General features: G+C 69.3%; 13 protein-coding genes. 8 read left to right on the forward strand and 5 right to left on the reverse strand.

Annotation, left to right across the window (positions count from 1 at the left end; genetic code table 11):
• Positions 1 to 373: 373 nt before the first annotated feature.
• Entirely contained in the window at positions 374 to 799 is a 426-nt protein-coding gene (gene panD / locus RND61_RS20765; RefSeq protein ID WP_315879524.1) for an aspartate 1-decarboxylase, read from the reverse strand.
• A gap of 455 nt (positions 800 to 1254) precedes the next feature.
• Between panD and RND61_RS20770 the strand changes: the two genes are divergently transcribed.
• Complete coding sequence (locus RND61_RS20770; protein ID WP_315879525.1) at positions 1255 to 2094, forward strand: IS5 family transposase; 840 nt, start codon at positions 1255 to 1257, stop codon at positions 2092 to 2094.
• Positions 2095 to 2366: 272 nt separating this feature from the next.
• Here RND61_RS20770 and RND61_RS20775 read toward each other — a convergent pair whose 3' ends face one another.
• Together RND61_RS20775 and RND61_RS20780 are read right to left on the reverse strand one after the other, a co-directional pair.
• Positions 2367 to 3647: a type II toxin-antitoxin system HipA family toxin gene (locus RND61_RS20775; protein WP_315879526.1), complete on the reverse strand. Its 1281-nt coding sequence runs from the start codon at positions 3645 to 3647 to the stop codon at positions 2367 to 2369.
• A 34-nt stretch (positions 3648 to 3681) separates the two neighbouring features.
• A complete protein-coding gene (locus tag RND61_RS20780) occupies positions 3682 to 5424 on the reverse strand; it encodes a DUF262 domain-containing protein (RefSeq protein WP_315879527.1) in 1743 nt (580 codons plus the stop codon).
• A 253-nt stretch (positions 5425 to 5677) separates the two neighbouring features.
• On the opposite strand from RND61_RS20780, the gene RND61_RS20785 reads away from it, so the two are divergent.
• From RND61_RS20785 to RND61_RS20795, 3 genes are all read left to right on the forward strand, one after another.
• A complete protein-coding gene (locus tag RND61_RS20785) occupies positions 5678 to 6097 on the forward strand; it encodes a hypothetical protein (protein WP_315879528.1) in 420 nt (139 codons plus the stop codon).
• 545 nt (positions 6098 to 6642) lie between these two features.
• Positions 6643 to 7596 (forward strand): WD40 repeat domain-containing protein, encoded by a 954-nt coding sequence (locus tag RND61_RS20790; RefSeq protein ID WP_315879529.1) that lies wholly within the window; start codon positions 6643 to 6645, stop codon positions 7594 to 7596.
• Positions 7597 to 7601: 5 nt separating this feature from the next.
• Positions 7602 to 8306 (forward strand): 4'-phosphopantetheinyl transferase family protein, encoded by a 705-nt coding sequence (locus RND61_RS20795; protein WP_315879530.1) that lies wholly within the window; start codon positions 7602 to 7604, stop codon positions 8304 to 8306.
• A 27-nt stretch (positions 8307 to 8333) separates the two neighbouring features.
• Here the strand turns inward: RND61_RS20795 and RND61_RS20800 are convergent, their stop codons facing one another.
• Positions 8334 to 9107, reverse strand: a complete 774-nt coding sequence (locus tag RND61_RS20800; protein ID WP_315879531.1) for a thioesterase II family protein — start codon at positions 9105 to 9107, stop codon at positions 8334 to 8336.
• A gap of 335 nt (positions 9108 to 9442) precedes the next feature.
• Here RND61_RS20800 and RND61_RS20805 point away from each other — a divergent pair, with 335 nt between their 5' ends.
• The 4 genes from RND61_RS20805 to RND61_RS20820 all read left to right on the forward strand — a co-directional run bounded on the left by RND61_RS20805 (position 9443) and on the right by RND61_RS20820 (position 14144).
• On the forward strand, positions 9443 to 9661 hold the full coding sequence (locus RND61_RS20805; protein WP_315879532.1) for an MbtH family protein: 219 nt from the start codon (positions 9443 to 9445) through the stop codon (positions 9659 to 9661).
• A gap of 15 nt (positions 9662 to 9676) precedes the next feature.
• Positions 9677 to 9934, forward strand: coding sequence for a phosphopantetheine-binding protein (locus tag RND61_RS20810; RefSeq protein ID WP_315879533.1), 258 nt, complete (start codon positions 9677 to 9679; stop codon positions 9932 to 9934).
• 197 nt (positions 9935 to 10131) lie between these two features.
• On the forward strand, positions 10132 to 11091 hold the full coding sequence (locus tag RND61_RS20815; protein WP_315879534.1) for a fatty acid desaturase family protein: 960 nt from the start codon (positions 10132 to 10134) through the stop codon (positions 11089 to 11091).
• A gap of 35 nt (positions 11092 to 11126) precedes the next feature.
• Positions 11127 to 14144, forward strand: coding sequence for a non-ribosomal peptide synthetase (locus tag RND61_RS20820; RefSeq protein WP_315879535.1), 3018 nt, complete (start codon positions 11127 to 11129; stop codon positions 14142 to 14144).
• Positions 14145 to 14232: 88 nt separating this feature from the next.
• Here RND61_RS20820 and RND61_RS20825 read toward each other — a convergent pair whose 3' ends face one another.
• On the reverse strand, positions 14233 to 15303 hold the full coding sequence (locus tag RND61_RS20825) for a TauD/TfdA family dioxygenase (protein ID WP_315879536.1): 1071 nt from the start codon (positions 15301 to 15303) through the stop codon (positions 14233 to 14235).
• Positions 15304 to 15342 lie beyond the last annotated feature (39 nt).

The following is a 15342-nucleotide window of genomic DNA, read 5'->3' on the forward strand; positions in this document are numbered from 1 at the left end:
GTCATGACCTCTCCCTCGGGATCTCTTCACTCCCTGTCGAGATTCTCGTACCGCGCGTTCCCCCGCACGCCGGAACCATGCCGCTCCCTCCGTGAAGGGCACCGGAGACGGCACGGAGCCACCGCCGGGCCGCAGCGCTCCCGACCGCGGGGTCCACGTCCGCGGCGCTCCCGGCGCAGGACCCGTATCCGCGGCGCTCCCGACCGCGGGGCCCGTGTCCGGCGTCGGGGGGACCGCCCCTTGGCGGCGTCCGCGTCCGCAGGGCCCGCGGTCCGGGTGGCGTACGGGATCCGCCCGGCGGGGCGGCCGTCCTCACGCCCACCCGCAGGCGACCGCTCCCCCGCCCTCCTCGCGCCCCCTTCCGCCCTCCGCGTCAGCGGGCGGCCGGTACGGCGTGCGGGCTGCGCGCGGTGTCGCTGCCCGGCACCGGGGCGGAGGCGTCGGAACCCAGCTCCACGATCCGGTTGGCGGCGTCGACGTGGACGACGCGCGGCACGAGGGCACGGGCCTCGGCGTCGTCGACCTGGGCGTAGCTGATGAGGATGACCAGGTCACCGGGGTGGACCAGGTGCGCGGCGGCGCCGTTGATGCCGATGACCCCGGAGCCGCGCTCGCCCTCGATGACGTACGTCTCCAGACGGGCGCCGTTGTCGATGTCGACGATGTGGACCAGCTCACCGGGCAGGAGGTCGGCGGCGTCCATCAGATCGGCGTCGACGGTGACGGATCCCACATAGTGGAGATCGGCCTGGGTCACCGTGGCCCGGTGGATCTTGGACTTGAACATGGTGCGCAGCATGTCGGACTCCTGAAAGACGGCTCCCTGCCTGCTTTGCGCAGGTCAAGGGCGTTGCTTACTGTACACCGGCACGCGCCGGCCTCGAAGACACTGAAGAACATCGGTTCACTCCGGGGAAAGAGCCATCTACCTGTATTTCCGCGCGAACGAGGCCGTCATGACGCCGCCGACCAAGTGTCTGTTCGGACAGCCGTATCGGGAATGGGCGGGATCGAAGCTGATCAGACGCGGCCTTAAGGAGCGTTTTATCCCGGAAGGGTTGATTGATGGTGTTTCGCGATCCGGCCCAGTACGGGACCTTTAGGGCAGACGTGTCTGATGGGAGGTGTGGGATTCGTGTCGACAGTCGACAACCCGTTTCGTTCCGTCCGCTCCTGTCTGATCCCAACACGCCCCCGGTTGGCCTCGTTTGCGCCCTGGGGAGACGGTCTGCTCGACGACGGTACTACCGAAACATGACGCGACACCGCCCGTATCCCAGCGACCTGTCCGATGCGCGCTGGGAACTGATCGGCCCCACACTCACCGCCTGGCGGGCCAGCCGGAGAGGCAAGGGTCTGGACATCGGCCGCCCGCCCGAGCACGACCTGCGCAGCATCATGAACGCCATCCTCTACGTCGACCGCACCGGCATCCCCTGGCGCTACCTGCCGCACGACTTCGCCCCCTGGGAAACCGTCTACGGCTACTTCGCCGCATGGCAGAAGGAAGGCGTCTTCGACCAGCTCAACGGTCTCCTGCGGCGCCTGGTCCGGGAGACCGAGGGCCGCCACGGCGAGCCGAGTGCCTGCGTGCTGGACGCGCAGAGCGTGAAGACCTCCAGTAATGTGCCGGCGGCAGGCCAGGGCATCGACGCCGGCAAGAAAATCGCAGGCCGCAAGCGCCATATCGGGGTAGACACCCTCGGCCCGCTCCTGGCCGTCCAGGTCACCGCGGCGAGCGTTTCCGACAACGTCGGCGGCATACACCTGATGTCCCACATCGCCGCCACCCACCCGCGTGTGACCAAGGCATGGGCCGACACCGGCTACCGCGCCAAAGCCATCGAGCACGGCGCCCGCCTCGGCATCAATGTCGAAGTCGTCCAACGCGAACCCGGAACCAAAGGCTTCAAGGTGATCCCGCGACGCTGGGTGGTCGAGCGGACCTTCGGCTGTCTGATACACCACCGCCGACTCGCCCGCTACTACGAAACCCGTCCTCACCGCTCCGAAGCCATGATGCACATCGTCATGATCGACCTCATAAGCCGCAGACTCACCCGCGAATCCACCCCGAACTGGCACGACACCTGAAGCCCGAACCAAACAACCCTGCCGGGATAAAACGCTCTTTTACCTGACGGCGTAGCAAGCACATGCCGGCCACGTGGACGAAGTGGCAGCCCTCGTCGTGGTGGAGCCGGTCCGTCAGCTTGCCACCGCAGTCGCCCAGCTCGTTTCCGCACCAGCTGGCGTAGTGCGGATGGCGTCGGCGCAAGCGTTCCGTTCCGCGGCGTCCATCAGCACGATCACCGGGTGGTCGGAGTGGACGTACGGGACGGAAGCGCTCAGGGGACACGGCTCTCTCAAGACGTGGGCGAACCCTTGCGGAGCCGGGCGGCGGACTCCTGGATCCAGGTGGTGACCGACCGCCGGAGATCTGGAACCTCGCTCAGCAGGTGCTCGTGTGCCATCCATTCCTCCAGTACGTGCTCCGCCATTCGCACGGCGATCTCCCCGAGCTCGGCGCCCGTGGTGCCGAAACGATGGTCGAGGCGTCGTTCGAGGCGTGTGAAGGAAGCCGCGCTCACCGCTTCGAACCGCTTACTGCCGTCCAGTTTGAGACCGAGGTCCTCGACCTCGTCAGAGGGGGTGTAGGGGATGGTGGACACCAGGTCGTAGACGGGTGACAGGCTCGGAGTGAACTGGTCACGGTAGATCAGTGACCAGTTCTTCAGATGCGCGTCCCCGTTGCCGACGACGACGGAGAAGGCGATCCGTCGAACCGCCTCCCGCAACGCTTCCAGGTCATGGCCGCGGTAGGCGAAGGAGGCGACCGTCTCGAAGGAGGAGTTGTACTTGTCGATCGGGTAGACGTCCTTCACCTGGGCGAAGTCCTCGATGTGGATGCGCGCACGGCCCGGCTGCGGAGAGCGATCGAACCGCCGTACCGCGTAGGCCCACTCCTCCCGGTTGGGCCACATGCGGTCGGGGATGCCGTCCAACTCGTCCCGGTGTACCAACCGGACGTCGGGTACATCCAGGCCCACCTGCTTGGCGAGCGACATCATCGCGAACTCGTTGCGCGGTACGTGCGGATGACGGTAGTCGGGGAACTTGACCAACCAGTCCCCCAGTTCCCCGCCCACCGGCACCGTCAGGCGATCACCTCGGGCCAGCAGGGAGAACTTCAGCGCGACACCCGCCAGGGAAAACCTCCAGGGCGACTCGCCGCTGGCAGCGTGTGCGGATCCGCCGGTCTTCCGCACGATGCCCGCCTCGCTCCATTCCCAGCCGTCGTCGGGACCGTCCGCAGGAAGCACCTGTACCGCGCCCGGCAGGTCGTGCCCTACCTGGGCGAGCAGCTCCATCTCGCGGTCCAGGGAGACCCCCCGGTCTTGGGCGATCCACTCCCGCAGAGGTCCCTCCGGAAGGAGATTGGAGAACCAACGGGGCAACCGCAGGGCGGCGGCGTACGACCCGGTCAAGTCTTCCTCGAAGCGCAGGCCGAGTACCGGCCTGGAGGGATTCTCCACGTAGGACTGGTTGAGGACGAAGCGCGTGTGGTCGCCCCGCTGGCAGAGCGTGCCCACCCGTACGCCGTGGAGAAGCACGGCGTGAAAGACCTCCGGCAGACGACCGGTCATGGCCATCCCTTCCGATGACGTGAACGCTGCAGGGCTAACGAAGCTGATCGTCGGAGAAGTCGATCTCCGGTTCGTTCTCCTCCTCGTCATCGAAGTCCAGTCCGTCGAGGGACGGCGTGTCCTCGTAGTTCCATTCGGTCATACGGGCGAGGAAGGCGTCGAGGTGAGCACGAACGCGCATCTGGCGCGCTTCGAGGAAACCGATCCGGTCCCCGCGTGCCAACGCGCCGAGAGCATCGTCATCGATGAGGTGTGAGTCGATAACCTCTCGCCAAGTGGTCTCGTCGAAGTCGATGCGGGGCTCCGCGAGCATACGGAAGGTCTCGGAGGGCAGGTCCTCGCCGAACGGCAGGAAGATCCGGTTGGCCGCCCACAGTCGCTTGTCCTTTTCACCCGGCTCGTTGAGGCGGGGAAAGACATACGGGGTGGCGCCGACGGGTGTCTGCTCGTCGCCGAGAACACTGGACAGGCTCTGAACGTCCGCAGGAATCCCCGTGGCGAGGGAACGGGGCCGCAAGGACCACCATGCGCTGAGCACGATCTTCGTGGTGGCCTCGTTCGTACGGAAGCGGTCCGGGTTGGGACGGGCGTATACAGCGCCCTTCATCGTTTCCAGGAGCGCTTGCAGGGACCCCTCTTCGTTACCGGGCTTGATCTTGTTGCTCAGAATGCGGCTGAACTGAGTGAAGCTTCCCCTGAAGACCGACGGACCCGCGATCGACAGACGCCAGAAAAGACGCCTCAACAACCGCAGGCTGTTGGGCGTCGGCTCCGGGAAGTGCGCGAAGAACCGCGTGAGGACGACGAGCTGGGCCCGGTAGGGAAGCAGGGCGATGTGCGGTACCCCTGCGGTCTCGATCAGGAACATGACGGCGCGCACCAGCGCCTCCTCCGCCTCCCGGTAGGCCGTCTGCTCGTCCTCCACGAACTCAAGCTGCGAGCGGCGGGACCCCGTACTGAACTCGGTCCGGATGTCCCGCATGGGATCCGGGCCCCGCCGTGCCAGGAACGCCGCGAGGATGGTGTTGACATCGATGGTTCCGAACAGCGTACGGGCGGCCACATTGTCCGCGATGCGGGAGAAGTTCAGCCGGCCTTCAAATCCCTCCTCGGTACCGGAGTTCAAGGCCGTGAAAATTTCCGCCCGATTCAGCCGCCGACCATAGTTGTTCATCCGGTCGAAGATGTCCGTCAAAACGCGCAGGTCATCCTGACGCACCAGGTAAGCGGGGACCTTGTACTGGCGGAGTTTGGTGGAAACCTCCTCCGCCTTGTCGTAGTAGTCCTCCACATTCGGCCCCTGGGTGCGGAACCAGCTCAGCAAGCGGCGACCGTCGAAGAGTGTGGGAACGTCGATGTGATGCGGCTCCAGGCCGTATCGGGGCGTTTCGATGAACTCGTCCTCCGCCAGGTCGTAGACCACGTTGAACGGCTCGTGCTTGTTGCCCTCGGGGTGCAACGCGTTGGCGAGGCTGGTCAGGCGCTGCTGGCCGTCGACCACCCACAACACCTCGTCGTGCGCCGGCGCCTCGATGACCAGCTGCCCCAGCTTGATCTTCTCCGTAGGTGACTTCCGCACCCACAGTAGTAGGTTGCCCACCGGGTAACCGCGCACGATGCTGTCGAAGAGCCTCAGCACGTCCTTGGCCTGCCAGCGGAAGCCGCGCTGGAAGTGCGGCACTCTGATCCGGCCCTGCCAGGCCCACGGCACGAGCTCACCGAGTTCGTAGGTGGTGGCGGTGGGCTGTGTCGTGAGGCCCGGTGCGGTCTCGGACATCTCCTGCTCCTGTCGGGTCCTGGACGGGTGGGGTTGAGAATCGTACGACGGGCCCAGTCAGAACGTGGTGCCTTCCGGCCGGAAGAGCGTGCCGACGTCGAATTCGACGGCCTGCCCCTTCTTGCGGCGGGCTCCCTCGGAAGGTCGACGCCTCACTGCTGTCGTGCACGAGCTCGTCAGGTCACTGAACTTGATCGGGCGATGTCGGGTGATTGCCTGACAGGTGAGGGACGAGTCCGGTAGATGTGGGCGCGTGAATGACTCCACGCCCGAGGACGGCGAGCCCACATCCTTCGTCGAGAGGACGAAGAACTGGTATGAGAGGCACAAGCCGAAGATTCACATCGTCGGCGCCGTGACTCTGACCCTGGGCCTGGCCGTGGTTGCCCATCTCGCCATGAAACAGGACGGCGAGAGGCACAGCGTCGAGGACATCGGGGATTCCGATCCGGTCTCCGGCCGTGCAGCCACGGACGAGCCTCGTCGATCCTCCCTTGACCCTGACCGCGACCCCTTCCTACGGAGGCTCCCCGCAGGTCAGCAGGCTAGCGAGGCAGCCAAGGCGAGGTACAGGGAACTGACGAGCAACGACCTCCCTCCCGGTTACACCTTGGTTCGCCGGTGGTTCTACCTGAGCCCGGGTGACGAGGGCCCCAGCGAAGCCGCAGCCTGAGTCGGCGGGGACGGCCGGACCCTGGCGTCCGGCGCCGACAGGGGCCGGCCGCGGCTGTGGGACGTCTCCGACCCGGCGCACCCGATGCTGCGCGCGCAGCACACGGTGGCCGACGCGGACCTGGTTCCCCCGGCGTTCACCCGCGACGGGCACTCCCTGATCACCGGCAACGGCAACGGGCCGGGCGCGGACGGGCACCCCGCCCAGGTGCGGCTGTGGGACGACCGACCCCGGCCGGCCCGTCCTGCGCGACACCGAGCGGGCCGCCTCGGTCATGTCCGTCGCCGCCCGCCCGCGTCGCGATCTGGTCGTCTCGAACGGCGGCCGGGGGTGACGGCCTGGTGGCAGGTGGTGGACGGGCGGGAACTGCGGCGGGTGGCCGCCGAGGAATACGAGGACAGGTGGGGCAGCTACGACGGCGTGCCGCAGCTCGCCCTCAGCCCGGACCGCAGGTTCCTCGCCGGGGCGGACCGCAAGGACGGCGTACGGCGGCTCAGGCGACGGCCGAGGCGGCCGAGCCGGCGGAGATCAAGCCGGAACTCGGGGTGCTGTCCGCGGGGCAGCCGGTCCAGTCGGTCGCCCACAGCCCCCACGGCCGCCCACTGACAGCGGGTTCGAGGGAGGAACGGACCATCGCCCTGTGGGACATCAGCGACCCCGCGGAGCCGGTGCGCCGGGCCGACATCCCCGCGCAGGCGAAGGGCGGGCTCTTCGACACGGGAAGCCTCTGGCTCGCGGGCCCGCACACCGTCGTGGCCGTCGAGAACGAACGGCACCTGCGGTTGTGGGACGTCTCCGACCCCGACCGTCCACGCATGGGCGACGTGATCGAGGAGGCGGCGCTGCGCCAGGACGCGGTGTACGACGGTGTGTCGAAGTTGCTGACCACCGAGGAGAGCGGCGGCACGATCCGGCTGTACGACCTCTCCCGACCGGCGCGTCCGGTCAAGGGGAAGCGGATCCCAGCCGCTCCCGGGAGCTACTTCCCCGCCGGGAAGGACGAACTCGCGACCGCGGTCGCCGAGGGCACGATCGAGTCCTGGGACGTGTCCGATCCCGGCAAACCGAGGAAGAAGGAGCGCGGGACCGTACACCTCGACCGCGCCATCACGTCCGTCGACATCACCGCCGACGGCCGTCACGCTCGGCCCTGTCGGAGATCTCGGAGTTTCCCGGTGCGGCAGCGCGGTCGGGAAGGGGCCTCGACGATGAGTCTCCCGTCCGGGGCCGTCGGCGTCCAGAGGGTCCGCATCGACCGTTCCGCCCGGCCGTGCGAACACCGGACCACCCGGCTCGATACCTCCCGGCTGCCCGTTGGCCCGCGGGCAGACGGAGTCAGGGCGGCAGCGGCGCGGGCTCCTCGCTGGTCATCCCCGGGCGTTGCCCGGAGTCGGCCCGGTCCCGCCGGACCCGGACTGGGTGAGCCCGGATCCAGGACGCCCGGTCGGACCGAACGCGGGGCCGCGCCATCGGATGCGGCTCGGCGTCTGGGAACATGACCGCCATGGGGACGGCAGCGACTTTCCGCAGTGACGCCAGGGCTCAGGGCCGGGGCGAGGTGCAGGTGTGGGTGCTGCCGGCCCCGACGGCGGCCTCGCGCACCACGCTGGACCTGACAGCGCTGGACGAGCGGGAGCGGCAGCGCATGAACGCCTTCGTCCGGGACGGGGACCGCGTCCTCTACGGCTTCGCCCACGGCGCGCTCCGCACGGTCCTGTCCGCACTGACCGGCGAGGCGCCCGCCGCCCTCCGCTTCGCCCGAGCCCCCTGCCCGTGCTGCGACGAGCCGCACGGACGGCCCGTACTCAGCCCTGCGCGGCTGGAGTTCTCGCTGTCCCACAGTCGGGACCTGGTCCTGATCGGCGTCGCGCCGACCCCGATCGGCGTGGACACGGAACCCGTGCCGAAGCCCGGGACCGCGGAGCAGCTCGCGAGGATGCTCCACCCGGCGGAACGCGAGGAGGTGGCGGCTGCGCTTCCGGAGCACCGGGCGGCGGTCTTCGCCCGCCTGTGGGTGCGCAAGGAGGCTTACCTCAAGGGCCTGGGGACCGGCCTCGGCCGTGACCTCGCGGCGGACGACGTCCGGGGCGCGGTCGCGGGATGGCACCTCACCGACCTCCCGGTGGGTCCCGGCCAGGCGGCCGCCGTCGCGGTCGCCTCCCCGGCACCGTGCGGGATCCGCCTCCATCGGGCCCTCCCGGTGAAGTGATCCGCCCCCGTCCTCCGTCCGGTGGGTTCAGGCGTGCGTCTTCGCCGTCCGGAGGATGGACTCGGTGACCTGGTCCGCGCATGAGGTCAGGTAGAAGTGGCCGCCGGGGAACAGCTCGGACGCAAAGCCGCCGGTGGTGAACTGGGCCCAGGCCAAGGCGTCGTCGACCGGCACGACGGGATCGTCGTCGCCGGCCATCACCACGATCGGGCAGGCGAGGGGCTGCACCGCCGGTCGCGGCTCCGTGTAGGCGGCCAGGGCCGCGTAGTCCGCACGCACGGTGGGCAGGAGCATCCGCACCAGTTCCTCGTCGCCCAGCAGGTCTCCCGCGGTGCCGCCCAGCCGCCGCAGCTCCGCCAGCACCCCGGCGTCGTCGCGCAGGTGGACGGAGCCGGGCCGCAGTCGGGACGGTGCGCGGCACGCGGAGACGATCAGCGCGGCCGGCCCGCCGAGCGGTCCGCGCTCCAGGCGCCGGGCGACCTCAAAGGCGACCACGGCACCCAGGCTGTGTCCGAACAGCACCAGCGGACCGGACCGGCCCTCCTCCCGGTCGGCCAGCGCCCCGACCACCCCGTCGGCCAGTTCGGCGATCGAGCGGGCCGGCGGTTCGGCCAGCCTGTCGTGGCGGCCCGGGTACTGGACGGCAAGCGTCTCGACCGTGGGCGAGAGCTTCCGGGAGAAGGGGAGGTAGAAGTTGGCCGCGCCTCCCGCGTGCGGAAAGCACAGCAGCCTGACCGCCCCGGGCCGGGCCTCGCGGTAGCGGCGGAGCCACACGTCGGCCCGCACGGTCTGATTGCTCATCGCCGCCTGCCCTTTCGTTCGCCGGAGGAATGGCATTCTCCATCCTGCCGCATCCCCGCCCTGACAACACAACCAGGCTTTACGCCACTCACCTCATGAACACGTTGGTCCTATGGGGGAGTCACTCTTGACGACAGGCCACAGAAGATAACGCAGGCCGCCCCGACATACACCCTCTCATCGAGCCGGTTCCGGGGCGGCGTTCAAGTCGCTGACCTGGATGGGGACGTGCACTAGGTTTCAACCCACGTGTCTCGCCAGCGAGACACGCCCCGTGCGAGCCCCAAAACCGCTGTTACGATTCCGGCCGTTTGATCGATCCCTCAGGAGAATCCGTGACAAATCCGTTCGACGACGAAGATGGCATGTTCCTGGTCCTGGTCAACGACGAGAATCAGCATTCGCTGTGGCCTGCGTTCAGTGACGTACCGGCCGGCTGGACGGTGGCGCACGGCGAGGACACCCGCAAGAACTGCCTTGATTACGTGTCGACGCACTGGACGGACATGAGGCCGACCAGCCTGATCAGAGAGATGGGCGATGAACCGCGTTAGAGAGGTACCGCTTACATGGTGATCGGCAGCGAGTTCCGCAACCCCATGGACGCGTTGGTGGTCGACAGCGTGCGGCGCCTCTTGGGCGACACAAGCATCGGCATCGACGACAACTTCATGGACATCGGCGGCAATTCCATCATCGCCGTCCGCCTCGGGCAGGTCCTGAGCGAAGAACTCGGCATATCTCGCACCGCCCGCATCATTTTCAAGAACCCCGTGCTCAGGGACCTCAGCGACAAGCTCAGCGCCCTGGTCGACGACGCGGCCTGACCGCACCCTGGTCGTCGCGCTCCGGGCAGCACCCGGAGCGCGGCGACACCGGCTCCCGGATCATCCGGTGGGGCCCTCTCGCCGTTTCCGCACGCATTCAACGCTTCCACGCCGAAGTCGCTGACGCCTGCCCGGCTGCCCGGCCGCCCGGCCGCCGCAGCGATCTCGCAGAAAGCTGCCACAGGGGAAGGTGTCACATGACTACCGACGCAAGCACAGCGCCACCACAAGACCTGTTCAGACGGACCAAGGTCAATGCCGCCGACGAGCGGACGTTCCTCTTCAAACTTCTTGTCGCATGTCTCATCTGGGCGCTCGGTGTGGCGCTCGCACTGCTGCCCGTGCTGTGGCCACTGCGGGTGCTGGGTGTCATATTGATCGGCGCGATGTACGCACACTGGCTGGAACTGCAACACCAGTGCCTGCACCACTCGGCATTCCGGCGTGCCCGCTGGCACCGGATCGCCGGCTTCCCGCTGGGCATCCCCCTGCTGGTCTCCTACAGTCACTACCGCGTCCGGCACCTGCAGCACCACCGCTACCTGGGCACCGACCAGGACTCGGAGTTCTTCGGCTTCGACTCCCGTCAGCCCGTCACCTGGGCGGGCCTGGTCCGCGAGGCCCTGGCCTTCGGCAGGCTGGGCGGTGCGGTCGCGGACATCGTGCGTGCCTGGACCGGCTCCTGGACGTACGAGGCCGGTCAGATCGCACCGGCCCGCGAGCGCGAAGTCGTCGCCGAATACCGGCTGTTCGCGCTGCCGATCCTCACGGCCGCCGCGCTGGTCGCGCTCGACCAGGGCGCACTGGTGCTGTGGGTGTGGCTGCTCCCCCTGCTGGTCGCGGTGCCCCTGCACTTCCTCGTCGAACTGCCCGAGCACATCATGTGCGACAACACCAGCACCGACGTGCTGCGCAACACCCGTTCCATCACCGGCAGCTGGTTCAGCACCTGGTACACCAACGGCAACAACCTGCACATCGAGCACCACGCGGCCATGGTCGTCCCGATCAACCGGCTGCGCCAGCGCCACGATCTGACGCTGGCGCACGCGAAGCACACCTGCCCCAGCTATCCGCAGTTCTTCCGCGCCATCGCCCAGGAGGCCGCCGCCAACCGCCGTACGGCCCGTGCACGGGCCGGCGCCCGTGCCGAATAGCACCCCTCTCCACGCATTCAAGAAGGCAGGACGGCATGAACGACACCTCTGAGCCCGTGGCGACGCCGACCGGGATCACCCAGCGTCCGGCGGGCGCGGGCGCCCCTTTGTCCTTCGCCCAGCAGCGCCTGTGGTTCCTGGACCAGCTCGGCCTCGACGGCACGGCGTACCACCCGCCGTACGCGCTGCGACTGCCGGGCCCGGTGGACCTCGATGTGGCGACCCGGGCCTTCCAGGCCCTGGTGCGACGGCACGAGACCCTGCGGACCACCTTCACGTCCGCCGACGGCGGGCCGGTGCAGACGATCGCCTCGGCGGACGGCTACGCCTGGGAGCCCCGCAGGGTCGACCTGCGCGCCGCGGACGACGCCGAGGAGCAGGTGCGGCAGCTCGCGGCGCAGCAGGCGCAGGCGCCGTTCGACCTCGCCCGGGGCCCGCTGCTCCGGGTGACGCTGGTGGCGCTCGCCGAGCAGGAGACCGTCGCGTTGATCAACCTGCACCCGACGCTCGGCGACGACGGGTCGATGACGGTACTGACGGACGAGGTCGGCCGTTTGTACGAAGCCTTCCTCGCGGGCGGTGTCGATCCACTGCCGCCGCTCGCCGTCCAGTACGCCGACTACGCCCACTGGCAGCGCGTGCGGTTCACGGAGGGCACGGCGGACCGGGAGGCACGGCAGGGGCTGGCGCACTGGCGCGAGCGGCTCCGCGGCGAGCTGCCCACCCTGCGGGTGCCGACCGACCGCAACCGCTCGCGGCCGCCCGTCCGGACGTACGCGGCAGGGACCCGCTCCTTCACCCTGTCCGCCGACCTGACCGCCGGACTGAAGCAGGTGGCCGAGCACGCGGACGCCTCCCTGTTCGTCACGCTGCTCGCCGGATACTCGGCCCTGCTGCACCGCTACTCGGGCCAGGACGACATCGTGGTGGGCACGCCGGTGGCGGGCCGCGACCGGCCGGAGACCGCATCGCTCATCGGCCGCCTGGCGAACGCCCTGGCCCTGCGCGTGGACCTGACCGGTGACCCGACGTTCCGGGAGCTGCTCTCGCGCACCCGGCAGGTGTGCCGTGCGGACTTCGCCCACCAGGACGTTCCGTTCGAGCGCGTGGTCGAGGAGGTGCGGCAGGAGCGCGATCCCGGCCGTGCCCCGCTGTTCCGGACGATGCTGTCGCTGCACACCGCCGCGCGGACCGCACCGGGGCCGCGCACCGGCCCGTTCAACGGCGAGAACCGGGCCACGGCGATGTACGACCTGTGCCTGCGTGTCGTCGACGAGGGGCGACTGCTGCGCTGTGACTGGGGGTTCGACGTCGACCTGTTCGTCGACGCCACCGTCGAGCGGATGGCGGGTCACTTCGAACGGCTGCTGGCCGGCGCCGTGGCCGACCCCGATCTGCCGCTGTCCCGGCTGCCGCTGCTCTCGGAACCGGAGCGGACCGAGGTGCTGACCCGGGACAACCTGATCTCCGTCGAGGTCTCCCCCGACCTGTGTGTGCACCACCTGTTCGAGGAGCACGCCCGCGCCACTCCCGACGCCGTGGCGGTGGTGGACGGGGAGGACCGGATCAGCTACCGGGAGCTCGACCGGCGGGCCGGGATCATCGCCGCCCGGCTGCGCGCACTCGGCGTCGGCCCGGAGTCCCGGGTGGGGCTGTGCGCGCCGCGCTGCCCCGACTCGGTGGCGGCTCTGCTCGGCATCCTCAGGGCGGGCGGCGCGTACGTGCCGCTCGATCCGGACCACCCGGTGGACCGCCTGCGGTACGTGCTCTCGGACGCCTCCGTACGCCTGCTCCTGACGCGCCACGACGTGGCGGCCGCGATACCGGGGCTCACCGACGGGCTGAGCGTCGGCCACTTCGACGACTGGCTCGCCGAGGGCGTCGACGCGGCGGAGGCCGGGCCGTCCGCCGCCGCGCGGGCCCCGTACGCCGAACCGAACGCGGACAACCTGGCCTTCCTCGTGTACACCTCGGGATCGACCGGCCGCGCCAAGGGTGCGATGCTCACCCACGGCGCCCTGATGAGCGCCTTCCGCTCCTGGGAGCGGGTCTACCACCTGGGCACGGTGGTGCACCGGCACCTCCAGGCCGCGAACATCGGCTTCGACGTGTTCACCGGTGACATGGTCCGCGCGCTGTGCTCCGGTGGCACGCTCGTGCTGTGCGACCGTGAGACGCTGCTCGATCCGGCACGGCTGTACGCGCTGCTCCAGCGGGAGCGGATCGACTTCGCCGACCTCGTCCCGGTCGTCGTCCGCCGGCTCAGCGCCTACGTGGCCGACCAGGGGCGGCTGCTGGACAACTTCAAGGTGCTGGCCGTCGGCGCGGACATCTGGTTCATGCGGGACTACTGGGACCTGGCGAAGCTGTGTCCTCCCGGCACCCGTCTGGTCAACTCGTACGGCATCACCGAATCGACCGTGGACAGCGGCCTGTTCGAGACTCCGATGCCCGAGCGCGGCGACGAGGAGCCGGTCCCGATCGGCCGCCCGCTGCCCAACACCGAGTTCTACGTCCTCGACAGCAGGCTCCAGCCCGTGCCCGTCGGAGTGAACGGCACCCTCTACATCGGCGGCCTTGCCCTGGCCCGCGGCTACGTGGGGCGCCCCGCGCTCACCGCCGAGCGGTTCCTCGCCCACCCCTTCTCGGACCGGCCGGGCGCCCGCCTGTACAACACCGGCGACCTGGCGCGGATGCTGCCCACGGGCGACGTGGAGGTGCTGGGCCGGGTGGACCGGCAGGTCAAGCTGCGCGGGTTCCGGATCGAGCTGGAGGAGGTCGAGTCGGTACTCGGCCAGCACCCGGACGTCCAGGCCGCCGCCGTGATCGTCCGGGAGGACACCCCGGGCGACCGGCGTCTGGCCGGCTACGTCGAGCCGCGGCCGGGGTTCAACCCCGACCCGGTCGCTCTGCGGAAGTACCTGCGCACCCAACTGCCGTACTACATGGTGCCGTCCACCATCACCCTGCTCCAGCGGATGCCGCTGAACGCGAACGGCAAGCACGACCGCAAGGCGCTGCCCGCTCCGGTCCCCGTGGCGAACACGGTCTAGGTCCGGAGCCGCTCGCCGGTTTCACACTGGGGGCGCCCCACCGATGGAGCATCGGTGGGGCGCCCCCAGTGGTGTGTCCCGTGACCCGTCAGACCGGGCTCACCGGACTCGGGGAAGGTACGGGCCCGCCGGTCATGTCGCCGAGCGCCACCACGATCTTCCGCGGCCCCGTGAAGGGGCTGCGCGAGTGCGCGACCAGCATGTTGTCGAGGACCAGGACGTCGCCCTCCTGCCAGGAGAAGGCGACCGACTCACGGTCCATCAGGTCGCGGACCTCGGCCACGACGGCGTCGTCGATGACCGTGCCGTCGCCCCAGAAGACGTTGCGCGGCATGCCCTGATCGCCGCAGATCGCGAGCAGCGAGGAGCGCGTTTCCGGGTCGAGCGACGACGGGTGGTGCAGGGCGAGCTGGTTGAAGAACACGGCCTCGCCGGTCACCGGGTGGCGCAGCACCGCCTCGGCCTGGCGCGAGGTCCGCAGGCCGCCGTCCGGCGTCCACTCGAAGCCGGTCCCCTCCTCCGCGCACTTGCGCTCGACCTCGGCCGGATCGTCGGTACGGAAGAAGCGCGACCAGCTGACGTCGACGCCTTCGATGAAGTTGCGGACGTAACGGAGCTTCTTGGTGGCGAACAGCTCGACCAGCTCCGGACGCATACGGTCGAGGACCGTACGGCAGTCGACGATCGGCGTCTGGCCTCCGGTGTGCGGGGCCACGATGCAGGAGAAGAACTGGCGCATCGGCCACTGCGGCAGATGCGAACTCTCGTTGTGGAAGAGGATCGAGAGGTCTTCGGGATACGGCGTCGATTTGTACACGCGGTCCGATTCGCCCTCCTGCGGGAGGTCCCCGTACTCACGGAAGAGGGTGCCGCACACGGCCGAGGCGGCCTGCTCGAACTTCTCCACCGAACCACCGTGGAACCCGCGGAACAGGACCGCGCCGTGCCGCAGCAGCTTCGCTTCGACGGCGTCCCGGTTCGCGCGCAGCCAGCCGGGCAGGTCGGCACCGGGGCCGTCCGGTGTGACGAGGACGGGCGTCGACGGTGCTTCCGGCAGGAAACCGACGGTGACCGCGTCCCCGGCCGGGACGTGCACCGGCCGCCGCGTCGCGCGCTGGAGGGAGCGGGGTCCCGGCGCCTTGGGAGTTGCTTCATGCATGTCCTGCGTCCTCATTTCCTCTGCGGTGGATCCCTGCGC

This window comes from Streptomyces tamarix (genome assembly GCF_032423885.1).
Taxonomy (GTDB): Bacteria; Actinomycetota; Actinomycetes; order Streptomycetales; family Streptomycetaceae; genus Streptomyces; species Streptomyces tamarix.